19 protein-coding genes and 1 tRNA gene are annotated in these 24,092 nt (G+C 73.1%); 8 read left to right on the top strand and 12 right to left on the bottom strand.

The features are described 5' to 3' along the window. Positions 1–57: 57 nt before the first annotated feature. The gene (locus BRM1_RS02070) at positions 58–921 is read right to left on the bottom strand and encodes an oxidoreductase (protein ID WP_160952463.1); all 864 of its coding nucleotides are present in this window, start codon (positions 919–921) and stop codon (positions 58–60) included. Positions 922–1,171: 250 nt separating this feature from the next. Here BRM1_RS02070 and BRM1_RS02065 point away from each other — a divergent pair, with 250 nt between their 5' ends. From BRM1_RS02065 to BRM1_RS02050, 4 genes are all read left to right on the top strand, one after another. Continuing rightward, positions 1,172–2,020, top strand: a complete 849-nt coding sequence (locus BRM1_RS02065) for a tryptophan 2,3-dioxygenase (protein WP_160952464.1) — start codon at positions 1,172–1,174, stop codon at positions 2,018–2,020. A 64-nt stretch (positions 2,021–2,084) separates the two neighbouring features. After that, the gene (locus tag BRM1_RS02060; RefSeq protein WP_268527714.1) at positions 2,085–3,344 is read left to right on the top strand and encodes a kynureninase; all 1,260 of its coding nucleotides are present in this window, start codon (positions 2,085–2,087) and stop codon (positions 3,342–3,344) included. 197 nt (positions 3,345–3,541) lie between these two features. Next, the gene (locus BRM1_RS02055) at positions 3,542–4,279 is read left to right on the top strand and encodes an alpha/beta hydrolase (RefSeq protein ID WP_268527711.1); all 738 of its coding nucleotides are present in this window, start codon (positions 3,542–3,544) and stop codon (positions 4,277–4,279) included. Positions 4,280–4,468: 189 nt separating this feature from the next. Next, the gene (locus tag BRM1_RS02050; protein ID WP_160952476.1) at positions 4,469–4,960 is read left to right on the top strand and encodes a DUF3145 domain-containing protein; all 492 of its coding nucleotides are present in this window, start codon (positions 4,469–4,471) and stop codon (positions 4,958–4,960) included. 154 nt (positions 4,961–5,114) lie between these two features. On the opposite strand, the gene BRM1_RS02045 is transcribed toward BRM1_RS02050, so the two are convergent. Together BRM1_RS02045 and BRM1_RS02040 are read right to left on the bottom strand one after the other, a co-directional pair. Further along, positions 5,115–6,365, bottom strand: coding sequence for an EAL domain-containing protein (locus BRM1_RS02045; protein WP_160952467.1), 1,251 nt, complete (start codon positions 6,363–6,365; stop codon positions 5,115–5,117). A gap of 220 nt (positions 6,366–6,585) precedes the next feature. Next, positions 6,586–8,208 carry an MFS transporter gene (locus BRM1_RS02040; protein WP_268527708.1) on the bottom strand — a complete coding sequence of 541 codons (1,623 nt, stop codon included), beginning with the start codon at positions 8,206–8,208 and terminating at the stop codon, positions 6,586–6,588. 219 nt (positions 8,209–8,427) lie between these two features. Between BRM1_RS02040 and gluQRS the strand changes: the two genes are divergently transcribed. After that, positions 8,428–9,369 carry a tRNA glutamyl-Q(34) synthetase GluQRS gene (gene gluQRS, locus BRM1_RS02035; RefSeq protein ID WP_268527706.1) on the top strand — a complete coding sequence of 314 codons (942 nt, stop codon included), beginning with the start codon at positions 8,428–8,430 and terminating at the stop codon, positions 9,367–9,369. A 128-nt stretch (positions 9,370–9,497) separates the two neighbouring features. Here gluQRS and BRM1_RS02030 read toward each other — a convergent pair whose 3' ends face one another. From BRM1_RS02030 to BRM1_RS02000, 7 genes are all read right to left on the bottom strand, one after another. Then, positions 9,498–10,751 (bottom strand): glycosyltransferase, encoded by a 1,254-nt coding sequence (locus BRM1_RS02030; protein ID WP_268527703.1) that lies wholly within the window; start codon positions 10,749–10,751, stop codon positions 9,498–9,500. Positions 10,752–10,755: 4 nt separating this feature from the next. Then, entirely contained in the window at positions 10,756–11,664 is a 909-nt protein-coding gene (locus tag BRM1_RS02025) for a DMT family transporter (RefSeq protein ID WP_268527700.1), read from the bottom strand. Positions 11,665–11,710: 46 nt separating this feature from the next. Beyond that, a complete protein-coding gene (locus BRM1_RS02020; protein WP_160952469.1) occupies positions 11,711–12,685 on the bottom strand; it encodes an amidohydrolase family protein in 975 nt (324 codons plus the stop codon). Between the two features lie 350 nt (positions 12,686–13,035). Beyond that, positions 13,036–14,010 carry a hypothetical protein gene (locus BRM1_RS02015; RefSeq protein WP_268527695.1) on the bottom strand — a complete coding sequence of 325 codons (975 nt, stop codon included), beginning with the start codon at positions 14,008–14,010 and terminating at the stop codon, positions 13,036–13,038. Between the two features lie 75 nt (positions 14,011–14,085). Continuing rightward, positions 14,086–14,409 carry a hypothetical protein gene (locus BRM1_RS02010; protein WP_202410773.1) on the bottom strand — a complete coding sequence of 108 codons (324 nt, stop codon included), beginning with the start codon at positions 14,407–14,409 and terminating at the stop codon, positions 14,086–14,088. A gap of 242 nt (positions 14,410–14,651) precedes the next feature. Next, on the bottom strand, positions 14,652–15,161 hold the full coding sequence (locus BRM1_RS02005) for a GNAT family N-acetyltransferase (protein WP_268527690.1): 510 nt from the start codon (positions 15,159–15,161) through the stop codon (positions 14,652–14,654). A 181-nt stretch (positions 15,162–15,342) separates the two neighbouring features. Beyond that, positions 15,343–15,415: transfer RNA gene (locus BRM1_RS02000), tRNA-Asn, on the bottom strand. Between the two features lie 469 nt (positions 15,416–15,884). Between BRM1_RS02000 and BRM1_RS01995 the strand changes: the two genes are divergently transcribed. Further along, entirely contained in the window at positions 15,885–16,442 is a 558-nt protein-coding gene (locus BRM1_RS01995) for a C40 family peptidase (RefSeq protein ID WP_268527688.1), read from the top strand. Positions 16,443–16,576: 134 nt separating this feature from the next. Continuing rightward, positions 16,577–17,083 carry a thioesterase family protein gene (locus BRM1_RS01990; protein ID WP_160952472.1) on the top strand — a complete coding sequence of 169 codons (507 nt, stop codon included), beginning with the start codon at positions 16,577–16,579 and terminating at the stop codon, positions 17,081–17,083. Here the strand turns inward: BRM1_RS01990 and BRM1_RS01985 are convergent. Continuing rightward, positions 17,064–18,779, bottom strand: coding sequence for an NTF2-like N-terminal transpeptidase domain-containing protein (locus tag BRM1_RS01985; RefSeq protein WP_268527684.1), 1,716 nt, complete (start codon positions 18,777–18,779; stop codon positions 17,064–17,066). The genes BRM1_RS01990 and BRM1_RS01985 overlap by 20 nt on opposite strands. A 36-nt stretch (positions 18,780–18,815) precedes the next feature. Here BRM1_RS01985 and lysX point away from each other — a divergent pair, with 36 nt between their 5' ends. After that, positions 18,816–22,193, top strand: coding sequence for a bifunctional lysylphosphatidylglycerol synthetase/lysine--tRNA ligase LysX (gene lysX / locus BRM1_RS01980; RefSeq protein ID WP_268527682.1), 3,378 nt, complete (start codon positions 18,816–18,818; stop codon positions 22,191–22,193). A 124-nt stretch (positions 22,194–22,317) separates the two neighbouring features. Here lysX and BRM1_RS01975 read toward each other — a convergent pair whose 3' ends face one another. Beyond that, positions 22,318–24,045, bottom strand: a complete 1,728-nt coding sequence (locus BRM1_RS01975) for an AMP-binding protein (protein ID WP_160952532.1) — start codon at positions 24,043–24,045, stop codon at positions 22,318–22,320. Positions 24,046–24,092 lie beyond the last annotated feature (47 nt).

Below are 24,092 nucleotides of genomic sequence, written 5' to 3'. Positions count from 1 at the left end.
CTGTGTGGCCGCGGGGCGTCCCCGCGGAGCTTCGTCCCATCATAGGGCGCGGACCCCTCAGCCGATCGAGTCGAGTGCCGCGATCTCCTCGGGCGGGAGGATGAGGCCGGCGGCGGCGACGTTGGCGCGCAGATGGTCCACCGAGGACGTGCCCGGGATGAGGAGGATGTTGCCCGAGCGCTGTAGCAGCCAGGTCAGGGCAACGGCCTGCGGGCTCTGGCCCAGCCGCGCCGCAACCTCGTCCAGGGTGGCCGACTGGAGCGGAGTGAACCCGCCCAGCGGGAAGAACGGAACATACGCAATCCCCTGCGCCGCAAGCTCGGCGATGAACGCGTCGTCGCCGCGGTTCGCGAGGTTGTAGAGGTTCTGGACCTCGACGACCGGGGCGATGCACTGCGCCGCGGCGAGGTGATCCGGCGTGGCGACGCTCAGGCCCAGCTCGCGCACGAGCCCTTCCTCGCGCAGCGCGGCCAGGGCTGCGAAGGACTCCTCGAAGGGGACCTCACCCGCCGGCTCGTGACCGGGATCGGCCAGCCGCAGGTTGACGACGTCGAGCGCCTCGACGTCCAGCACGCGCAGATTCGCCTCGACCTGCGTGCGGATTGCCTGCGGCGAGCGATCGAGCAGCCAATCTCCGGCAGCGTTGCGGGTTGCCCCCACCTTGGAAACCAGCGTGAGCCCGTCGAAGGGATGCAGCGCCTCGCGCAGCAGCTCGTTCGACACGTCCGGGCCGTAGTAGTCGGCCGTGTCGAAGTGGTCGATGCCGAGGTCCACCGCGGTGCGCAGCACGGCCAGCGCCTGGGCCCGATCGCGCGGCGGCCCCATGACTCCGGGCCCGGGCAGCTGCATGGTGCCGAACCCCATGCGCGCCACCTGGGATCCGGCCAGCTCGAAGGGTCCGCCGGGGATGTCCTGTGCCATGTGCGCTCCTGTCTCTCACCGCGCACTCCGCTGCGCGCCGGTTCATCCTAAGCCCGCGCTCACCGGTCCCCCGCGCACAGCTCCCCGGATTGCGCCTTCCGCGCTTCCCCGCCCCTGCCGTAGCCCCGTTGTCGCGCCTGCCGTCGTGTCCGGGGGCAACCGCCCGGGCTGGGCGCCCGCTTCGCAAACGCATCGGCGTGCCTTAGCCTGAACGCGTGCTCGCAGCGCCGCGCGCACACGAGAGGAGCCCATGTCCAACGCCCGCGACCTCGAAGACGGGATCGTCCGCGATTTCCGGCAGAGCATGTCCTACGCCTCGTACCTGGACCTGCCGACGCTGCTCAGCGCTCAGCACCCCGTCAGCCGGCCCGAGCACCACGACGAGATGCTCTTCATCGTCCAGCATCAGACGACCGAGCTGTGGCTCAAGCTAGTCCTCCACGAGCTGCTGGCCGCCCGCGCCGCCTTCGATGCCGATGAGCCGGGCCCCGCCCTGAAGGCCATTGCCCGCGTCAAGCACATCCAGCGCACGCTCACGGAGCAGTGGTCCGTGCTGGCGACGCTGACTCCCACGGAATACGCGCAGTTCAGAGACTTCCTAGGCGCGTCGTCCGGCTTCCAGTCCGCGCAGTACCGGGCCGTCGAGTTCATCCTGGGCAACACGAACGCGGGGATGCTCGCAGTCTTCGAGGACTCGGACCCGCAGGCGCACGAGCTGCTCAGCCGCCTGCTGCACGAGCCCAGCATCTACGACGCCTTCTGGGCGCACCTGGCGCGCAGCGGCTACGACGTGCCCGCCTCGGCCCTCGACCGGGACGTCTCGCAGCCCTATGCGGCCAACGACGAGCTGCTGCCGCTCATCCGCGGGATCTACGAGCGCGCCGAGGACAACTGGAGCGCCTACGAGACCTGCGAGGAGCTCGTGGACCTCGAGGAAAACTTCCAGCTCTGGCGCTTCCGCCACATGCGCACCGTCATGCGCACGATCGGCATGAAGACCGGCACCGGCGGCTCCTCCGGCGTGGGCTTCCTGCAGCGCGCGCTCGACCTCACGTTCTTCCCCGAGCTGTTCGCCGTCCGCACGCAGGTCGGTCGCTGAGACCCCCTGCCCGTACCGCCGCACCCGCGCCATCCCTGCCCGCACCGCACCGAAGGACTCCCCCATGGCATCCGCCTCCGCCCCCCGCCCCGATCGCACCGCAGATGCCGCGTTCGCGGCCCGCGCCGCGGACCTCGACGCGCGCGACCCGCTGGCCGCCTACCCCGCCCGGTTCATCGGCCATGACGATCCGGAGATCGTCGCCTACCTGGACGGCAACTCGCTGGGCCGCCCGCCCAAGGCCGCGGCCCGGCGCATGGCCGACCTCGTCGAGCAGCAGTGGGGCAGGCGCCTCATCCGCGGCTGGGACGAGGGCTGGTTCGACCTGCCCCTCACGATCGGCGACCGGCTCGCGCGCACCGTGCTGGGCGCCGCACCCGGTCAGGCGACCATCGGCGACTCCACCACCGTGCTGCTGTTCAAGCTCATCAGCGGCGGGCTCGACCTGCGCCCGGGCCGCACGGAGATCGTCCTCGACCGCGAGAACTTCCCCACCGACCGCTACCTGCTCGAGTCGATCGCCGCACAGCGCGGCCTCACCCTCCGCTGGCTCGAACCGGACCCCGCGCTGGGGGTCACGACCGCAGACCTGGACTCCGTGATCGGCGAGCAGACGGCGCTCGTGGTGCTCAGCCACGTCGCCTACCGCTCCGGATTCCTCGTCGACGCCCCCGCGGCCGCGCAGGCGGCCCACGCGGCGGGTGCGCTGCTGCTGCTCGACCTCTGCCACTCGGCGGGCTCCGTCGAGCTGGCGCTCGACGACTGGGGTGTCGACCTCGCCGTCGGGTGCACGTACAAGTACCTCAACGGCGGGCCGGGCTCGCCGGCCTTCGCCTACGTCGCGGCCTCCCACCAGGAGCGGTTCGCCCAGCCCATCTGGGGCTGGATGGGGGCGGCGGACTCGTTCGCCATGGGCCAGGGCTACGAGCCCTCCCCCGGCATCCGGCGCATCATCAGCGGCACACCGGCCATCACCGGCATGGTGGCGATCGAGGACACGCTCGACATGCTCGACGAGGTGGGCATGGCTGCCGTGCGCGCCAAGTCCGTGGCCCTCACCTCGTTCGCCCAGGACGCCGCCGCCGAGGTGCTCGCCCCGTTCGGCGCGGTCCTCTCCTCGCCCTCGGATCCGGCCATGCGCGGCGGGCACATCACCCTCGACCAACCGGACTTCCGTGCCGTCGTCGCGCGGCTCTGGGAGCGCGGGGTCATCCCCGACTTCCGCAACCCCACCGGGATTCGGCTGGGGCTGAGCCCCCTGAGCACGACGTTCGCAGAAACCTGGGCCGGCATCGAGGCAATCGCGGAGGAGCTGTCCGCGTGAGCGAGGACGCGCCACGTCCGGGCGATCACACGCGTTCAACCGGGACCGCCGGAGAAGGCGGTGAAGACGGCGCGGCCGGGGCCGCCGGTCTGGCCAGGGCAACCGGGGCAACCGTTTTGGCAGGAGCAGCCGGTGCGGCGGGCCTAACCACCGCCGGCCCGAACGTCGCCTTCTACGGGCCCGACCCCGAGCAGCGGGTGGAAGTGTGGCGCCCGGCCCGCGCCGATCCGGCCGCAGCCGCGCAGGATCGTGCCGAACCGGCCGTGCCCGCACCGGTCGCGATCCTCATCCACGGCGGGTACTGGCGCTCGCGCTGGGCGCTCGACCTCATGGATCCCCTGGCCGCGGACCTCGCCGCGCGGGGCTGGGCGGTCGTCAACGTCGAGTACCGGCGGCCCGATCGGCACCCCTGGGCCGCCACGGTGGGAGATGTCCGCGCCGCACTCGCCGCCGTGCCCGCCCTGGCCGACGGGGTCGGCGCCGATGCGGGGCGGGCGGCGGTGTTCGGCCATTCCGCCGGCGGCCAGCTGGCCGTCCAGGCCGCCGGGGACGCCGCGCGCCGGCCCATCGCCGGGCTGGGCATCCGAGCGGTCGCTGCGCTGGCCGGTGTCCTCGACCTCGAGGCGGCCTGGCGCCTGCGGCTCAGCGACGGCGCCGTCGCCATGGCCCTGGGCGCGCCCTTCGACCCGGCCAATCCGGTCCACACCGCCGCCTCGGCCATGCACCGACCGCCCGGCGGACCGCCGGCCGTCATCGCCTGCGGCACCGGCGATGATCCCCACCTGGTGCGGATGAGCCGCGCGTTCGCCCGGCGCTGCGCGGAAGAGGGCCGGCCGTGCGAGCATATCGAGGCAGCGGGCGATCACTTCGACATCATCGACCCTGCCCATCCGCTCTGCGCCCGGGCCGTGGACGCCGCGCAGGCGCTCGTCTGAGCCCGCCCACGCGCGGCTGCCCCTCGTGAGCCCCGCCGCCTGCGAGCGCCGCACGAGCGTGCGTTCCGTCCGCGCAGGTCATCGCCGCGCCAGCCTTTGAAATCGGCTGTCCGTCGCATAGAATCGCACCAGGCTCCCGCCCGGATCGTAGGGGAAGACGTATCCGGACACTGGGAGGCACAGATGGATATGACACAGGGCGTTCTCTTCGTCCACTCCGCACCTCGCGCGCTCTGCCCGCACATCGAATGGGCAGCCGGCGGGGCCATCGGCGCGCAGGCGAAGTTCGACTGGACGCCGCAGCCCGCCGCGCCCGGAATGGTGCGCGCCGAGGTCTGCTGGAAGGCACCCGCTGGCTCGGGCGCCCGCATCGCCACCGCGCTGCGCGGCTGGGACGGGGTGCGCTACGAGGTCACCGAGGAGCCCTCCGCCGGCACCGACGGCGGCCGCTGGTCCCACACACCGGCCCTGGGCATCTACCACGCGGTCACCGATGCCCACGGCAACATCGTCGTCCCCGAGGACAACATCCGCACTGTGCTCGAGCGCTCCGCGGGAGACCCGCACCGCATGCAGCGCGAGATGGAGTCCGCCCTGGGCCAGTCCTGGGACGACGAACTCGAGCCCTTCCGCCACGCCGGAGACGGCGCCCCCGTGCGCTGGCTGTCCAAGGTGGGCTGAGGCTCCGGCCACCCGGACCGCACGCGCACGCCGAGCCCCGGCTGGCCGGCGCCGCCTCCCGGCCGGCCAGCGCTCCCCCGACCGACCGAGCCCAGAAGCAGCCGCTGGCGCCCGCTCCCGCCTCCGGAGCGGGCGCCAGCGTCTGCGTTGCGGCTCAGCGCGCCGCGGAGATCCGCGAGAGCAGCGAGCGTGCCGCGTCGACGCACGCGTAGCGCTCAGAGGTGACGAAGACGTCGTATTCGAGGCGCCCATCGGAGCCCAGGTCCACGCGCTGGGAGGCCGTGACCATCCCGGACCAGTCCGGTCCGACGACGATGATCGCGTACTCCCGGCGCAGCGGGTCCGAGGAGTCGACGCCGCCGGAGCGCACCCCGGCCACGGGAGCCTCGGAAAACCCGCCGGAGAGCATGCCCACGAACCCGCAGGCCTCCTCGAGCGCCGCGAAGCCGGAGACCATCTCCTCGGACAGGTCCGCCTCCTCCGCGAATGCCCCGATGGCCACCGTGGACGCGCCGCTGCCCAGGGCGCGGCGCACGAGCGAGCGCAGCTGCGCGCCCAGCATCGCGTGCGGCAGCACGAGCGGGTCGCGCCGCAGCCCCTGGGCGATGGAGTACGGGGTGCCGGACACGGGCAGGTTGCGGGCGGTGTGCTCGCCGAGGGGATCCTCGCGGGGGACGTCGATGGTGGCCGGCTCGCTCGTCGCCTCGCCCACGAAGGGGCCGGTGATGAGCCGGGCGCCGATCGCGGCGACGAGGTCCAGATCGTCCTCCTCGCTCACACCCTCGGCCACGATGACCGCGCCCGTGCGCTCGACGTGGGCGTGGAGCAGGCGGATGAGCTCGGCGAGGTAGTCCTCGTCCTCATAGCGCAGCACGTCCTCGTGCAGCGTGACGACGGACGGGTTGACCAGCGGCAGGAACGCGGTGCTCTCGATCGTCTGGCCCACGCCGGTCACGCCGATGCCCCAGCCCAGCTGGCGGGCCGCGCGCACGGAGCGCAGCACGGCCGCGGGATGCCGGGCCACGCGCCCGGCGTCGAGCTGCAGGATCACGGAGCGGTCCGGCTCACCGGAACGGTCCTCGAGGGTGACGAGAGACTCCGGCTCGGCGGTCATGAACAGGCGGGTGTGCGATTCGAGTCCGGCGGCCTCGGCCGCGCGCAGACCGGTCTCGCGGAAGGAGGAGTCGATGTCGCCCACGAGCGGGGACTGGCGCAGCACTGCGCGCAGCGAGGTCGACTCCTCGTGGCCCAGCTGCGGGTCCTCGCTGTTGATGTGGCGCACGCGGTAGCCGGCGGGCGCGTCGGTGGTGACATCGCGGACGGGCTCGAAGACGCAGTCGATGAGGCCGGAGCGGATGAGGCGCTCGAGATCGGGGGCTGTGGCGTCGGAGCTTGCGGTGAGCACGAGTGTGACCTTCCCTTCGGCGGCACGGGGGCGCCGCCGTCGTCATCGTCTCACGCCCGGCAGACGCGATCCGGGCCGCGCGGCGACTGTGGCCGAATCGGCACACGCCTTCATCTGCCCGCAACAGTCGCCGCCCGCGGGACTCAGCCCGCCGTGCGCGCCGCCCTTACGGCCCGCGGGACTCAGCCCGCCGCGCGCGGCGTCCTTGCCGCCCGGGAGCTCAGTCCGCCGTGCGCGCAGCCTCGCGGCGCCCGAGCACCCAGTCGTAGGCGCCCACGGCCCCGGCGGCCGCGACGACGACGGCGATCGCGGCGAATGCCGCCATGAAGCCGCGGTCCCAGCCGCCGTGGCCCACCGCGAAGAAGAACAGCGCGGTGATGAGCGCGATCCCGATCGCGGTGCCGATCCGCTGCCCCGTCTGGAGCACCCCGCCGGCGGACCCGGCGTAGGCGACGGGCACCTCGGCGAGGGAGAGCGTCTGGTTGGGGCTGATGACGGAGCCCTGCGCGATGCCGACAAAGCACAGCGTGAGCAGCAGCCACCAGACGCTCACCCCGTGTGCCGCATTGAGCCAGACGACGAACGCGCTCGAGGCCAGCCCCAGCAGGCACACCGCGGTGCCGAACACGACGAGCGGGCGGCCCACCTTCGTGACGAGGCGGCCGGAGACGTTGGCGGCGACGATCGAGCACAGCGCCGCGGGCAGGCCGATCATGCCGGCGGCCAGCGCGCTGTAGCCCTTGCCGTCCTGCAGGAACATGGCGATGACCACCCAGATGCTCGTGACGCCCATGAAGTACAGCGACACCAGCAGGGTGCCCGCGCTGAAGCTGCGGGTGCGGAAGAGGGCGAGGTCCACCATGGGTGTGCGCCCGCGCGCCACGGTCCGGCGCTCCCAGCGCACCCAGGCGAACACGAGCGCAAGGCCCACGGGCAGCAGCGCGTAGACCCACAGGCCGGCGGCGTGCTCGAGGAAGGGCACCATGACGGCGAGGATCGCGAGGCCCAGCAGCAGGTTGCCCACCGGGTCCAGGTCGACGCGGGGGCGCGCGGGGTCCCGGCCCGCCGCCGAGGCGCGGGCCGGCTCGCCTTTCGCGCGCGCCTGAGCATCTGCTGCTGCGCGCGGTTCAGCGCCTGCTGCTGCACGCGACTCGTCGCCTGCTGCTGCGCGCGGTTCGGCGCCTGCGCGCGACTCATCTCCTGTGCGCGGCCCTTCGCCGTCTGCGCGGGGTTCGTCCGGGACGGAGCCGCGCCAGGCCGAGGGCGGGAACCACGCCTTGGCCAGCACCACCGCGGCCACGCCGATGGGCACGTTGACGAGGAACGCGAGGCGCCAGCCCCATTCCGCGCCCGCGAGCGCGATGAAGAGCCCGCCGAGCACCGGGCCGATCGCCACGGAGACGCCCACCACGGAGCCGAAGACGCCGAACGCCCTGCCCCGTGCGGCGCCGTGGAAGTACTGCTGGATGAGCCCCACGGTCTGGGGGTTGAGCAGGCCCGAGCCGAAGCCCATGAACACGCGCGCGATGTTGAGCACGAGCGCGTTGGGCGCGAACCCCGCGGCCAGCGAGGCGAGCGCGAAGACGACGACGCCGAGGACGAAGAGCCGGCCGCGGCCCAGCACGTCGCCGGCGCGGCCGCCGGGGACCAGGAGGACGCCGAACGCCAGCGTGTAGCCGGAGAGCACCCACTGGAGGGCCGAGGTGGACGCGCCGATCGTCTCGCCGATCGAGGGCAGCACGACGTTGACGATCGAGACGCTCAGCAGCGACATGAAGAGGGGCACGAGGACCACGGCGAGGATGTGGCGGGATACGTCGGGGGCTTCGTCGTCGGGTCTCACCCGTCTTTGTTACACCCTGGACCGGGACGGGGCAACACGGTCCGCGCACTGGCACGCGCCGCGGTGCGCCCCGCCGGCCCCGCGCCCGTGCGCCGCATGCCCTGTGGGCTTCGAACCCCTGCGCGCGGGGTTCCTGCGCACGGGGTTCCGGCGCACCCCCGGCTCCCCTGAGCCGAGCTCCCGCGCGCCGGCTCCCGGCCCTGGCCTAGGCTGGCTGCGATGGACACCACGACTGTTTTCGGCCCCATCGAGGGGCCGCCGCCCGCCGCGCACGGCGCCGGCCGGTTCGCGCCCAGCCCCAGCGGTGATCTCCACCTGGGCAACCTGCGCACGCTCGTGCTGGCCGCCCTGTTCGCCCGCGCCTCGGGCCGGGCGTTCCGCTGGCGCATCGAGGACCTCGACCGCGTGCGCGCGGGCAGCGCGGAGTCCCAGCTGGCCGATGCCGCGGAGCTCGGCATCGACTGGGACGCGCCGCTCGTCGTGCAATCGGAGCGCACCGCCGCCTATGAGGCCGCGCTGGCCCAGCTGACGGAGCGCGGGGAGGTCTTCGAGTGCTACTGCTCGCGCAAGGACATCCAGGCCGCGCCCACCGCCCCGCACGCTCCCCCGGGTGCCTATCCGGGTACGTGCCGCGACCTGGACGAGGACGAGCGGCGCACCGCGCGGGCGGCACTGGCCGAGGCGGGACGGCAGCCCGCACTGCGGCTGCGCAGCTCACTGCGCGAGGCGCGGGCACACGATGCGCTGTTGGGCACGCTCACCGCCCCGCTCGACGACTTCGTGCTGCGCCGCGGGGACGGCGTGTTCGCCTACAACCTCACCTCCGTCGTCGACGACGGGGCCGCGGGGATCGACCAGGTGGTGCGCGGGGACGACCTTGCGTCCTCGGCGCCGCGGCAGGCCGACCTCGCCGCCCGCCTGGGCATCGAGCCGCCCGCCTACGCGCACGTCCCGCTCGTGCTCTCCGCCTCCGGCGCGCGCCTGGCCAAGCGCGATGGCGCGGTGACGCTCCAGGAGCTGCGCGCGCTCGGCTTCGACGTCTGGGGCTGGATCGGCCGGTCGTCCGGGTTCGGGGCGTGGGGCTCGTTCGCCGAGGCGCTGGGCGAATTCGACCCGGCCCGCCTGGTCCGCGAGCCCGCGGTGTTCATACCGCCGGAGTGAGCATCCGCTCCCCGCTCGAGTGGGGCTTCTCCCCGGGTGGGGTGGTTATCCCCGGTCGCCGAGCAGGCCTCCTCCCCCCGGTCCGCTGGGACCGAGCACCGCACGCCGGGGGCGGAGCCCCGTGCGGCTCAGGCCGCCCGCGCGGCGCGCTCGGCGATGACGCGGCGGTAGATGCCCTCGAACGTGTCGAGCGTGGTCTCGATGTCGTGCAGCGCGGCCACCTCCTGGGAGGCGGCGCTGAACTCGGCGAGCCGCTCGGGCGAGGCGGCGCACAGTTCCTCGAAGGCCCGCGTGTAGCCCTCCACGCTGTTGGGCTCGATGAGGTAGCCGTTGACCCCGGAGCGGCACAGGTGCGGCAGCGCCACGGAATCCGCGAGCACGACGGGCTTGCCGGACGCCAGGGCCTCGAGTGTCGCGATGCTCTGGAGCTCCGCGGTGCTGGGCATGCAGAAGAACGTGGCGCGGCGGTAGGCGTCGACGAGCCCGGTCTCGCTGACCTTGCCGAGCAGGTGCACGCGATCGGCGACTCCCAGCTCGCGCGCAAGCTGCTCCAGGGGGCCGCGCTGCTCGCCGGCGCCCACGATCTCCGCGTGGAGGTTCGCGGCGGGATCCATGGCGGCGACGGCCCGGATGATCTCGTCGATGTGCTTCTCGCGGCTCAGCCGCCCGACGAAGAGGACCGTGGGGTGGTCGGCCCCACCCGCCGCGGCGCGCTCGGCCGCGCTGGCGGGGTGGAACCGGGAGAGGTCGATGCCGCAGGAGACCGCCTGGATGGGGGCCTCGAAGCCGTGCGCGGTGAGCAGGTCCGCGGCGAGCTGGGTGGGCACGGTGATGTGGGCGGCCAGCTCGAACTTGCGGCGCAGATCCCACCAGACGGTGCGCGTGGCCGCGCCGACGAGGGGCGGGGGCACCGGCAGGTAGGGCTTGACGTTGTCCGGCATGAAGTGGTTCGTCGCGACGACGGGGATGCCGCGCTTCTCCGCCTCGGTGAACGCGTAGCGCCCCACGACGAAGTGGGCCTGCGTGTGGACGACATCGGGTTGGATCTCATCGAAGAGCGCGCTGAGCTCCGGCTTGGCCTGCCATGGGAAGCAGATCGTCCAGGAGGGGTGGAAGTACCAGCGGTGGGCGGTCACGTAGTGCACCGTGACCCCGTCGACGATCGCCTCGTGAGCGCGGCATGTGGGCGAGGGCGCGATGACGTGGACGTCGTGGCCGCGCGCGGACAGGCCGGCGGCGAGGTTCTCCGCGAACTTCGCGGCGCCGTTGACCTCTGGGGCGTACGTTTCGGCGGGAATGCAGATGCGCAGCCGCGGCCGCAGTTCGCTGCCGGTGCCGGCTGCTGCTCGCTGGTTGTCGGAGAAGTCGGTCAGTTGGCTCACCTGATCAGTTGTGCTGCGCGGCGGAGTCCTCCGCACGGCGCATCTTGCGTTCGCGCTCCCGCGCTATCGCGTCGGGATGATATCGGGACAATACAACGACCGCGCAGCAGGCAACCAATCCCGTGACCGCCATCACGACTACGAGCCACCAGGGGGCATGGGAGGCCTCGCCCAGCACGACGGCGCCCAGGATGACCGCGAAGATCGGGTCGATGACGGTCAGCCCGGCGATCACCGTCTCCGGGGGCCCCGCCGCGTAGGCGGCCTGGACGAACCACGAGCCCACGGCCGAGCCGGTGACGAGCGCCGCCACGGCCAGCCAGCTCACGGCGCCGAAACCGCCGTGGAGGAACTGGACGGCGACGAGGTGGACGTTCGTGGCCACGCAGCCGAACTGCAGGCCGGCGCCCAGCACGAGGACGAGCTGGCGCGGCCGGCGGTAGACGAGGATGGTGAGGAGGAAGAGCGCGGAGATGCCGAGCCCCACCCACGAGACGATGTTCGCCCGCAGCCCGTCCTGCACCTCGGACCGCGCCGTGAGCGCGGACAGGGCGACGAAGACCGCGACGCCTGCCACGCACACGATGACGGAGATGCCCACGCGCTTGCCCACGCGCAGGCCCCGGTAGTGCACGCCCAGCAGGACGGACACGAGCAGGGAGGCGGCGCCGATCGGCTGGACGACCATGACGGGCGCGATCGCCAGGGCGATGACGTTGCAGGCGATGCCCAGGCCCATGACGAGCGTGCCGAGCACCCACGTGCGGTCCCGGAACAGGCGGAAGACGGCGGTGATGCCGAACGCCTTCGCATCGTCGTGGTCGTCGGCGACACCGCTGTGCTGGAGCATTGCGCCGTACCCCAGCGCCACGGCGGCGGCCAGCGCCAGGGCGATCGCGATGAGTGTGGTCACGCCCACGAGTGTAGCGAGCGCCCTGAATGGCGTTCTGCGGATACCCTCAGGCGGCAGCGAGGCGCGGGAACAGCGCCAGGGCGTTGAGCCGGTCGATGCCCTCCTTCACCGGCTGGGCGAGGCCGGCGCCGTCGAACTCGCTGCGCATGAGGCCCACCGCGGGCGCCGGCGCGAACGGGAAGTCCGAGCCATAGACCACCTGCGTGTCCAGCGCCACCCGCAGCAGGCTGGGCAGGGCGGAGGGCGTGGAGCTCAGCGCGACATCGAACCAGAATCGCTGCAGCAGCGCACCGTAGCGGCGCACCGCCCGGTCGCGGTCCAGCAGCAGAGCGGCCTGCTTCCACTTCGGCTCGCGGTTGGCCAGGGTGAGGATGACGCGATAGGAGATGTAGGGCAGGAAGCCCCCGGCGTGGGCGAGGACGAAGCGGATGTCCGGGTAGCGCTCGAGCGCCCCGGAGAGGATGAGGCTGAGCGCGGTGCGGGTCGTGTCGAGCAGGAAGTCGGCGGTGAACGCGGGCACGCCCGGCACGGGCTCGGCGGGCAGCTCGCCGGGGTGGACGAAGACCACCGCGCGCCGCTCGTGGAGGAACGCGAGGAGCCGGTCGAAGGCGGGATCGCCCAGGTACAGGCCCTCGGAGTTGGCGAGCAGGACGATGCCGTCGGCACCCAGCTCGTCGAGCGCATAGGCGGCCTCGGCGATCGCGCCGTCGACGTCGGGCAGCGTGAGCGTGGCGAAGAACCCGAAGTGCGCGGGGTCGTCGTGGCGGACCTGGGCGGCCTCCTCGTTGACTCGCCGCCCCCAGCGGCGCGCCTCACCGGCGCCGCCGAACCAGACGCCGGGGGTGGACACGGAGAGCACGGCCGTTTCGATGCCGTTGTGCTTCATGAGGTGCCGGGAGCGCTCCGTACTCCACTCCGGGACGTCGATGCCGCCGGGGCGCACCCCCTTGTCCCGCAGCAGGCGCGCGTAGTCGCGCGGGACGATGTGGTGGTGCAGGTCGATGCGGCGCGGATTGTCCACTGGCGGATCCTTCGAGGGTGGGGCACGACGGCGAGGGTGGTACGACGGGCTGTGAGCCGGAGGCGATCGGGACAGCCCCTGGCGGGTCGTTCCGGGCGGAGTGGCCGGGGCTGAGCCTACGCCTCGGCGGCGGTGCGGGCGCACGGCCAGCCGCGCAGGCTCGGGGAGGCGGGCGCGCCGTGAGCGCGGGGGTAGTCGCCGGGCCGGAGCGGTGGCATGCTTCACGGCATGAGGAGGATGCCGAGGTTCGCCGTGTGGGCGCTCGCGATCGGAGCCGCGCTCCTGGCGGTGGCATTCGCGATCCAGGGGCAGTTCGGAGTGCTGCAGCCCTCGGCCGAGCTGGCGCGGTTCTACGGAGTGTTCGGCACGGTCATCCCCGCCGTCTGCTTTCCGCTGGGCCTGCTGGCACTGGGGGCTGGGATCGGCGCGATCGTGCAGGCCGCGGTGGGCGCCCCGCGCACCGGCGGTCCCGTGGAGCCGGCCGGTGGCGACGAGCGTGCGCAGCGTGGGGAGTCGCCCCGCGTCCGCCGGTGAGCCTCAGTCCCCGTCCAGCGCGTCCAGCGCTGCGGGCAGGGTGCCATGCTCGCCAGGGGCGAGAGGAGGACCGGCAGGGCCGAGCACACGGCGACCGCGGCGAAGATCCACAGGGTCGGCACGAGGCCGCACGCGTGGCCCAGGAGACCGGCCGCCAGCCCGCCCAGCGGCATCGGACCCCAGACAAGGAAGCGGATGGACGCGTTCATGCGCCCCAGCAGGGGCTTGGGGCAGAGCCGCTGGCGGAAGCTCACCAGGGTGACGTTGGACAGCACCGCCGCCCAGGACATCGCGCTCCATGCGGCCACCATCGTGGGCAGCGGGGGCAGCCACGAGGCCGCGGGCAGCAGGAGCGGTGCGGCTCCCGCAAGGTCTGCGGCCACGGCGATCGCCCGCCCCTCGCCCAGTACTCGCTGTGCCCAGCCCGCCGACAGCGCGCCGAGGACTCCGCCCAGCGCGCGGCCCATCACGAGGCTGAGCTGGAATGGGCTGAGGCCCAGCGCCCCCAGCGCGTGGAGGACGAGCAGGGCGGAGGCCGCCGCGGAGGCGCAGTTCGCCATCCCCGTGCACAGGATGATGCGCCGCAGGATCGGGTGGCCGAGGACGAACGCGAGGCCCCCGCGGATCTCCGCGACGAGGCGCGGGCGCCCGGCGGCCGAGGGGGTGTCCTCCCGGTGGCGGATACGGCTCACGAAGAGGCTGGAGAGCGCCATGTACACGCTCGTGGCGCCCACGGTCAGCGGGCCGCCGAGGAGGCCGATGAGGCCTGAGGCCAGCGACGGGCCCGCCACCGCCGCCGTCTGCTGGCTCGCCTGCAGCCTGCCATTGGCCGTTCCCAGCCAGTCGGCTTCGACGATATCCGGCAGCTAGGACTGGTTCGCGATGTCGAAGAAAACCGTGACCACGCCTGCCGCCCAAGCGAGGGGAACGGTCAGTAGGAGGCCGGCGCGCAGCAGGTCGCCCACGACGATCACGCGCTTCTTGCGCATCCGGTCGACCCACGCGCCGGCGGGGAGGCTGATGAGGAGGAACGCCGCGGTTTCGAGGGCGGAGAGAATGCCCATCTGGAGAGCCCCGGCATGCAGCAGCTGGACGGCGATGAGCGGGATCGCGAAGGCCGCAAACGCGTTGCCGAACACGGAGACCGTGTCGCCCATCCACGGCAGCCGGAAGTCGCGGCGGACGCTCATCCTCGGTCCTCGCTCGCAGGAGAGTCCGGCCTGCTGCACGCGGTACCCTCAGGCGGTTCGGGCTGTGCGGGGGTCGGTGCGGACATGTCCTCGCCCTCGAGTGAGGGGAACCGCTCATCCAGGACGAGGCCCTGTGGTACGAGGCCCTGCGGCGGTTCGGCGGGGCTCACACCGGCTGCCGAGCCGGATGCTCGAACAGTCGCTCCATCACCAGTCTGGCTGCTGCATCCGCTCGCCGTCGCTCACAGATCGCCGAACGGCGCCGCGTAGCGGATGCGCCCGCGTGGCAGGGGCCCGCCCTGCAGGCTGAGTGCCATGAGCGCGTCGTCGGGCACCGGCGTCCGCAGCCAGATGCCGTGCGCGCTCGCGCGCTCGAACCCGAAGCGCGGGTAGTACTGCGGGTGGCCCAGGACCACGACCGCGTCCTCTCCGCTCGCCCGGGCCGCTTCCAGGGCCGCGCGGGTCACGGTGCTGCCGACGCCCGTGTTCTGGCGCCCCGGCAGGACCGCGCACGGCGCCAGGCACAGCGCCGTCGAGTCGTCGATCCAGCAGCGCGTCAGCAGCGCGCAGCCCACCACGCGCCCGGTGGGCTCGGCGCCGGCCATCGCCAGCTGCGGGATCCACGCCTCGTCCGTGCGCAGCGCGTCGACGAGCTCCGCCTCCTCGGGGCCGGGAAAGGCCGCCAGCAGCAGCTCCCGCACGCCGTCGCGCTGCGCGGCGGTCTCCGGACCGATCGTGAGGTCGTCGCCCATGGGGCGCTCCTTCCCGGTGCGGTGCTCGGCCCATCGCCTGCGGCCGCACCGCATTCCAGCGTTCCTGAGGTGTTCGGCTGCGTTCCCGCAGCGCTCGGCGGCGCGTGGCGGGCCGCACGCCCGACGGCCCCCTTGCCACGGCGAAGGGCCCCAGACTCTCGTCTGGGGCCCTTCGAGTGCGCTCCCCCGGCTGGGCTCGAACCAGCGACCCTTCGATTAACAGTCGAATGCTCTGCCAACTGAGCTACGGAGGAAGAACGTGCCATGCACGCGAGTAAGAACTCTAACGCACCTGCGACCGGCCGGCAAATCGCCGGCCGCTACCGGCGCCCCGCTCTCGTGGCAATCCCCCAACGTGCCCCTCTGGCACTCCCCTCACGTCATGCCGCCGACACCTCGCCGCGACGCGCACCCACACCCCGCCGCAAACCCGCGCAGCCCCCTGCAGCCCGCACGCGGGACGTGAGACACGTCCGTGTTGAAACATTTCCCCGAAGCCCCAATATCGGCCCTGGCCTGGGGGTTTACCCCACCTCGAGGTCACGGGAGGATCACGCGAGGGTGAAATTGATTCAGAACCGCAATGTCTGTGTCATACTCGGTGAGCGCTTCGTGATGAGCGCACAGGATTCGCGCTCACCCGGCGCAGTTCGACCGTTTGACCACAGCGACAGGGCCCCCTTCCTTTCCCAGCCCTGCGCCCAACGATCCAAGGGGAAGTACATGAAGTTCAGGTCTGCCAGCGCGGCTGCCCTCATCGCAGCTGTCGTCGCCTCCGGCGGCACCCTCACCGCCACCAGCGCTTCGGCGGTGAGCCTGGGCGGCTCCTCGAGCCACAGCTCCTCGCACCACAAGAAGAGCTCGCCCAAGAAGCACTCGTCCAAGAAGAAGGCCTCCAAGAAGAAGTTTTCGAAGAAGAAGTCGAGCGCCGCCGCCAAGCGCGCAGCGATCGTCAAGACCGCCCGCAAGAACCTGCACGTGAAGTACCGCTACGGCGGCACCACCCGCAAGGGCTGGGACTGCTCGGGCTTCACCCGCTACGTCTACGGCAAGAACGGCATCAAGCTGCCCCACTCCTCGTCGGGCCAGAAGAGCAAGGGCCACCGCGTCTCCGCGAAGAACGCGAAGGCCGGCGACCTCATCTGGAGCCCCGGCCACGTCGCCATCAAGTCCAACAAGAAGGGCAAGATGTTCGACGCGGGCGGTCACCGCACCAACACCACCGAGCGCTCCTATGCATGGATGGTCGCCCAGGGCGCGCGGTTCATCCGCCTGACCTGAGCCTCCGGCGCCCCAGCTCCGGGCGCACGCGAAGCCGGCCCCGCCTCTGCACAGCAGGGCGCGGGCCGGCTTCGCGTTTCCCGCCGCCCCGCACGCACTCCCCCGCCGCTGCCCGCCGCCACCCAGGAGCCCCCATGCCCGCCTCGCCCGTTCCCGCCTTCGCGCAGGTCGCCGAACTGCCCATCCTCGTGGACCGCGCCGTGCCGGATGAGTGGATCGACGTCAACGGCCACATGAATATCGCGCACTACCTTGACGTGTCCTCGGACGCGGTGACGGCCTTCATGAACGACCTGGGGCTCGCGCAGTCCTACCGCGATGAGCGCGGCCTGGGCGTCTTCACCGCCGAACAGCACCTGAGCTACTACTCCGAGCTCCACGCGGGCCAGCGCCTCACCGCCCACGTGCGCCTCGTGGGCGTGAGCTCGAAGGCCATCCACCTCCTCGCGTTCGTCCTCGACCCCGCCCACGACCGCCTTGCGATGGTCTTCGAGACGGTCCTCGTCCATGTGGACCTGCGCGCGCGCAGCGCGGCACCGGTGCCGGCAGACCTGCGGGAACGGCTCGACGCCAGCGCCGCCGAGCACGCGGGCCTAGCCTGGGAGCCGCCCCTGTGCGGCGTCATGGGCGTGCGCGGCTGAGCACCTGAGCCACGGCCCGGGCCGCCGCGGCATCGCCGTCGTCGGCGACCACCGCCCAGCTGCCGCGCGGCTCGCTGCCCCAGCTCCACGCGGCTCCGGCGGTGCGCTGCTGCCCGGCGCGCAGCGCCGCGCGCATCGCGGCGACGTGGGCCGTCAGGCTCTCGTCCCGCTCCCCCGCCGCCGCGGCGCGCCCAGGCGCGTGCGCGTCGGCCGGCTCGGTGACGGGTCCGGTGCCCTCCGCGGCCATGCGCAGCACCACGGAGCGTCCCGCCCGCGCCGAGGCCAGCGCGCCGGCCGCGGCGAGCGGGCTCGAGCGCACCTGCGCGCCCCGTCCCTCCGGCGCCGCCGCGGCCAGGCCGAGCGCGCCCGTGTCCGTGCCGAGGCCCTGCGGCGATGCCCCGGCCGCGGCGGCAACGGCCACCGGGCCGCCGGGGTAGAGCCCGGTGCGCGAGCCCGTGGGGTCGCCGCCGCTCCCGCCGGTTGAGCGCCCGTCCGCTGCACCCCCATCCGCTGCGCGCCCGTCGCCCAGCGCCGCGACGGTGCCGTCCGGGCGCACGAGCGCCGCGTGCACCGCGGGGTGCTGGGCCAGTGCGGTATCGAGTGACTCCTGGGCGGGAATGTCGAGGGAGGTCGCCACCGGCGCACCGCGCTGGGCCGACCCGGTGCGCTCGGGCTCCGGGAGGTCCGCATCGGCCGCGGCGGCTCCCTCGGCATCCCCGTCGGCCACCGTGCGCGAGGCCCGCTCGGCGTCGGCCGGCCCCACGATCCGGACCGCAAAGCCCGGGCGCCCGCGCAGCGCGGAGTCGAAGGCCCGCTGGATCCCCGACTGCCCCACGAGCTGCCCCGCCCGGACGGCGGGGCCGCCGGCGCGGATCTGCTCCGCCGTGGCCGGACCCACGCGGCCCAGGGCGCTGGCCGCGAACCCGGTGCGCAGCGCGATCGGCCGGCGCTGGGCGTGGAAGACGGTGCCCGCCAGCGGTCGCAGCCGGCCCGCCAGCCGCCGGTATTCGCTGCGGCGCAGCGTGATCGCCTCGACGAACGCGTGGGGCTTCGCGCGCGCCACGCGGGCGGCCAGGGCCTCCCCGTCCACTCCCGTAATGGCCGCCGTGCGCCGCGCGACGGCGGCGGGGTCCTTCGCCCGTGCCCTCTCGATGCCCACGGCGACGATGTCCTGCGTGCTGGCGATCGCGGTGCCGTCCGCCGCGGTGACCGGCCCGCGCTCGGCGCCGGTGGTCTCGACGGCGAAGCCGCGGCGCTGGCTCAGCCGGGGGTGGATGATCGCGGGATCCCACACGGCGCGCCACGAGAGGCGCTCCTTGCGCACCGTCAGCGCGCTGTCATAGGTCCAGTCGGGGACCTGCGTGGCCGATCCGGGGTCCGTGATCCAGCCGATGCGCACCCGGGCCGTCGCATGCGCATCGTCGGTGCGCGTGACCTCGCCGACGTCGACGACTGCGGGATGGGCCACCCCCAGCGCGCCCAGCGGCGCAAGCGCCCGCTTGGCCCCCGCATCGGCGGCCCCGGGATCGGTCCACGGGCCGGAGCCCACGGCGCCGGACTCGAGGGACTCGGCGGCGCGGCGGGCCGCGGAGTCCGGTGTCGTGCCCATGTCCGGGTTGAGCCGGATGAGCAGTCCGAGGCCCAGCCCCAGCGCGACGAGGAGGATCGCCGCGAGCACAATGCGCGCGCGCTTCATCGGCCGGTCTCCCTCCCTGTGTTTGGATGGAGTCTAATGAACGCGCAGCCACAGACCCCCCACAGTGCCCGGACCGGGCGGCCCGGTCCGCTTGCCCACGCCCAGCGCGGCGGCCGCATCGCCTCCCTGCGCTCGCCCGAGGGCCGCGAGCTCGTCGCCCGCATGCTCGCCGCGCTCTACGCCTATGCGGGCCTCGCCGCCGCCCTCCTGTGGCTGCTGGGCCGAGTCGCCCCGACCGTCGTCGTGTGGCCGGTCCTGGCCTCCGGGGCGCTCAACATCCCCATCGCGCCCTCCCCGGTCTCCGTGGTGCTGCTGTGCCTGCTGGCCTGGGGGCTCAAGCGCCGCATGCGCCTGGCCCTCATCCTCGTGGTCATCACCGAGGTGCTGGGCGCGCTCATCTCCGTGCGCGCCCTGTTCTGGATCTGGACGCACGGCGTGCGGACGCACCCGCCGCAGTGGGTGGCGCTGCACACCGCGCTCGAATCCGTGGCGATCCTCGCCTGCGCGTTCTTCATCGTCGTCACCTGGTGGCTGCGGCCCGCCTATCCCGCCCGCGTGCCCGGCCGCGCCGTCGCCCGGGCCGGTGCCGTCCTGGGCGTGGGGCTGCTCGCGTGCGTCCTGTGGGCGGCGCTCATGTCCCAGCTCACCGCGCGCAGCGCCGAGCCGGGCATCCTCTCCGTGCTCGTGTCGTTCGTCCGCTCGTTCGGGCTGGGCCGCCCGCACTCGGGCGAGCTGCCGAGCCTGCCCATCTGGGTGCCCGGCACGATCTCGCTGCTCATCTCCGCCACCCTGGTGCTGGCCGCCTACGTCCTCATGCGCCCCGTCCAGTCGACCCACCGCTGGTCCGGCGAGCAGGAGGTGCGCCTGCGCGAGCTGCTGGCGCGCTGGCCCCAGGCGGACGCGCTGAGCTACTTCGCCACGCGCCGCGACCGCGAGGCCGTCTTCGCCCCCTCGGGCGCCGCCGCCGTGACCTACCGGCAGCAGGGCGCGCACTCCCTGGCCGGGGGCGATCCCGTGGGCGACCCCGCGCAGTGGGGCGCGGCGATCGCGGCCTGGCTCGAGCACTGCCGCACCCGCGGGCAGATCCCGGTCGCCTGCTCCGTCTCCGAGGCCGGGGCGCGCGCGTACTCCGCGTTCGGACTGGCCGTCATCCCGCTGGGCGACGAGGCCGTCATCGATGTCGACCGCTTCGACCTCAAGAAGGCCGCGATGACCCCGGTGCGCCGCGCCGCCGATCGCGCCGCCCGCGCCGGCGCGCAGATCCGCATCCGCCGCCAGGGCGAGATCGCCCCCGCCGAGCTCGCCGACCTCGGGACCCTGGCCGAGGCGTGGCTGCGCGGGGCCGACGACCGCGGGTTCTCCATGGCGCTCAACCGCTGGGGCGATCCGGCCGATTCCAGGACCGTCGTGGTCGAGGCCCTCGTCGACGAGGCGCCCGTGGGCCTGCTGACGTTCGTCCCGGCCGGCGCCTCGACGATCAGCCTCGACGTCATGCGCCACGCCGTCCAGGCCCCCAACGGCGTGACCGAGGCCATGGTCGCGGCGCTCGTGGCATGGTGCGGGGACAACGGGATCGCCGCCGTGTCGCTGAACTTCGTCGTGGGCCGGCGCATCTTCTCCGAGTCCGAGCGGATCGGGGCCGGGCCCGTCACCCGCTTCAACAGCCGCGTGCTCACGTTCTTCAACCGCTTCTTCCAGCTCGAGAGCCTCTACCGCTCCAATGCGAAGTACGACCCGCTGTGGTTCCCGCGCTTCATCTGCATCCCGGATGCGACCTCCCTGCTGCCGGCGGGCGTGGCGTTCTCCATGGCGGAGGGCTTCCTGCCCGAGGTGTTCGGCCGCATCCGCTCGACCGGGACCCTGGCCGCCGACCAGCTCGAGCGGATCGCGCAGCTGGGCGCGCTGCCGGCGCACGAGGCGCCCCACGGCCCCCGGCGCTCCCCCGTCTTCCACCACCGGCTCGCCCACGCGCGGGCGCTGCAGGACGCCGGGCACAGCCCGTACCCGATCGGCGCGTTCGACGGGATCGCCCTGGCCGACCTGCCCGCGGCCGGTCCGGAGCCCGCCGCGCTGCTGGCCGCGTGGCCGGCCGCGCGGCCGGTGGTGGCGCGCATCCGCCGGCTGCGCCGCCACGGGGGCGTCGTCTTCGCCGAGCTCGTCGACGGCCGCGCTCACGTCCAGGCGGTCCTCGAGCGCTCGGCGCTGGGCGAGGACTTCGGGGTGTGGGAGCACAACCTCGACACCGGCGACCTCGTCGCGGTCACCGGCCGCCCGGGCGCCTCGCGCAACGGCACTCCGTCGGTGCTCGTCAGCGCCGTGGAGATCGAGTCGAAGGCGCTCGTGCCCATCCCCTTCGACGGGATCGCCGACCCCGAGTTCCGGGCCCGCCACCGCTCCCTCGATCTGCTCACGAGCCCGGCCGAGCTCGAGACGCTGCGCCAGCGCTCGGCGGTCATGGCCGAGGCCCGCGCGTTCCTCACCGCCCAGGGGCTGCGCGAGGTCGAGACGCCGGTGCTCAACACCGTCCACGGCGGGGCGTCCGCGCGGCCGTTCCGCACCTACATCAACGCGTATTCGGCGGACCTCACGCTGCGCATCGCCCCCGAGCTCTACCTCAAGCGCCTGCTCGTCGCGGGCTCCGGGCCGATCTTCGAGTTCTCCCGCAACTTCCGCAACGAGGGCGCCGACACGACCCACAACCCGGAATTCACCGCGCTGGAGGCCTACGTCCCGTTTGCCGACTACACCGTCATGAAGGACCTCACGCAGGGCCTCATCAAGGCGGCCGCCACCACGCTGTTCGGCAGCCCGCGCCTGCCGCTGGGCAGCGTCCGCGGCACGGACTTCACGTGGACCGACGTGGACTACGACTGGCCCATGGTGCCCATCGAGGATGCCCTGAGCGAGCGCCTGGGCCGGCCCGTGGGCCTCGAGACCGATGTCGACGAGCTGCTCGCGATCGCCCGCGAGCACGGCATCCCGATCGGCCCCACGATGGGGCCCGGGGCGATCCTCGAGGAGCTCTACGGCGAGCTCGTCGAGGCCACGACCACCGCGCCCACGTTCTACTGCGACTTCCCCCAGGAGACGTCCCCGCTCACGGGCCCCCACCGGACGAAGCCGGGGCGGGTGGAGCGCTGGGACCTCGTCATCAACGGGATGGAGATGGGCACGGCCTACTCGGAGCTCACGGACCCCGTGGAGCAGCGCCGGCGCCTGACGGAGCAGTCGTGGAAGGCCGCGCACGGCGATCCCGAGGCGATGCAGGTCGACGAGGACTTCCTCGCGGCCCTCGAGGCAGGCATGCCGCCCACCGGCGGGATGGGCCTGGGCATGGACCGCCTCGTCATGCTCCTGACCCGCTCGACGATCCGCCAGGTCCTCACGTTCCCGTTCGTGCGCCCGCGCCGCTGAGCCGCGCCCGAGGCGCGCGCCGGGCGCCCCCGGCCCGCACCTCGGGCGCGGGCCGGGAGCGCAGGCGCTGCCCACCTCGGGCGCGGGCCGGTCGAACGTGCCCAGCCCGGGCGGGTGCGCGGGCTCAGCCCCCGTGCGAGAGCCGCTCGCCCTCCGCCCGCAGCTCGACCTTGCGGACCTTGCCGGAAACGGTCATGGGGAAGGACTCGCGGACCTCGACGTAGCGCGGGATCTTGTAGTGGGCGAGCTTGCCGCGGGAGAACTCGCGGACCTCGTCCGCGGTGAGCGAGGCGACGCCCTCGCGCAGGATGACCCACGCCATGAGCTCCTCGCCGTACTTCTCGTCGCTGACGCCCACGACCTGCACGTCGGCGATCGACGGGTGGGTGTAGAGGAACTCCTCGATCTCGCGCGGGTAGATGTTCTCCCCGCCGCGGATGACCATGTCCTTGATGCGCCCGGAGATGTCGACGTAGCCGTCGGCGTCCATGATCGCGAGGTCGCCCGTGTGCATCCAGCCGCCGGCGTCGATCGCCTCCGCCGTCTTTTCCGGCTCCTCCCAGTAGCCGCGCATGACCGAGTAGCCGCGGGTGCACAGCTCGCCCTTCTGCCCGCGCGGCAGGGTCAGGCCCGTGATGGGGTCGACGATCTTGACCTCGACGAAGGGCATGACGCGGCCCACGGTCTCCGTGCGGCGGGCCAGGGTGTCGTCCGTGCGCGTCATCGTGGACACCGGCGAGGTCTCCGTCATGCCGTAGCAGATGGCGACCTCGGACATGTGCATCTGGGAGATCACGCGCTTCATGACCTCCACGGGGCAAGGCGAGCCGGCCATGACGCCGGTGCGCAGGCTCGTGAGGTCGTAGTCGGCGAAGTTCGGCAGGTCGAGCTCCGCGATGAACATCGTGGGCACGCCGTAGAGGCTGGTGGCCCGCTCCTCGGCGGCCGCGGCCAGCGAGCGCTCCGGGTCGAAGCCGGGCGAGGGGATGATGGCGGAGGCGCCGTGGGAGAAGATCGCGAGGAAGCCGATGACCATCCCGAAGCAGTGGAAGAACGGCACGGGGAGCACCACGCGGTCCTCGCCCGTGTAGGCGAGCACCTCGCCGATCGAGTAGCCGTTGTTGAGCAGGTTGTGGTGGGTGAGCGTCACCCCCTTGGGGAACCCGGTGGTGCCGGAGGTGTACTGGAGGTTGATGGGATCGTCCGCGTCGAGGGCGCCCATGGCCTGGCGCAGCCGCACGGGCATCTTGGCGCCCGCGTCCGAGCCCAGGGCCCGCCCGCGCTCCATGAGCGCGGCGAACGACTCGGACGGCTGGATGGCCGCCGGGCGCTCGTCCTCGCCGGTGACCTCGGCGTGGGCGGTGTCGATGAAGACGAGTTCGAGGCCGCTTGCGCCCTGCGCGACCTCGCGGGCGATCTGCTCGAAGTTCGAATGGGGCGGGGCCGTCAGCTGGCTGATGAGCAGGCGGGTGCCGGACTGCCGGACGACGAACTCGAGTTCGTGCGTCCGGTAGGCCGGGTTGATGTTCACGAGGATCGCGCCGACCTTGGCGCACGCGTACATCGTCAGCGTCCACTCCGGCAGGTTCTGCGCCCAGATCCCCACGCGGTCGCCCTTGGCGATCCCGCGCTCGATGAGCGCGTAGGCCAGGGCATCGACGTCCGACTCGAGCTCCTCGTAGGTCCACCGGCGACCCGAGGGGCGGTCGATGAGCGCGGTCGCCTGCGGTGAGGCGGCGGCAATCCGGGAGAAGTGGCCGCCGATCGTGTCGCCGAGCAGCGGGAACTGCGAGGGTCCCGAGGCGTAGGACAGGGCGGCGGGGGTGCGCTCCGGCTGGGTGGTTGAGGTCACGTCGCTGTGCTCCTTCGAAGGGGTCTGCTCGAGCGGGCCCGTGAGGG

This window comes from Brevibacterium sp. BRM-1, from assembly GCF_026802075.1.
Lineage (GTDB): Bacteria > Actinomycetota > Actinomycetes > Actinomycetales > Brevibacteriaceae > Brevibacterium > Brevibacterium rongguiense.
Note: the sequence above shows the minus strand (reverse complement) of the source record. Positions and strands in the feature narration are given on the sequence as shown.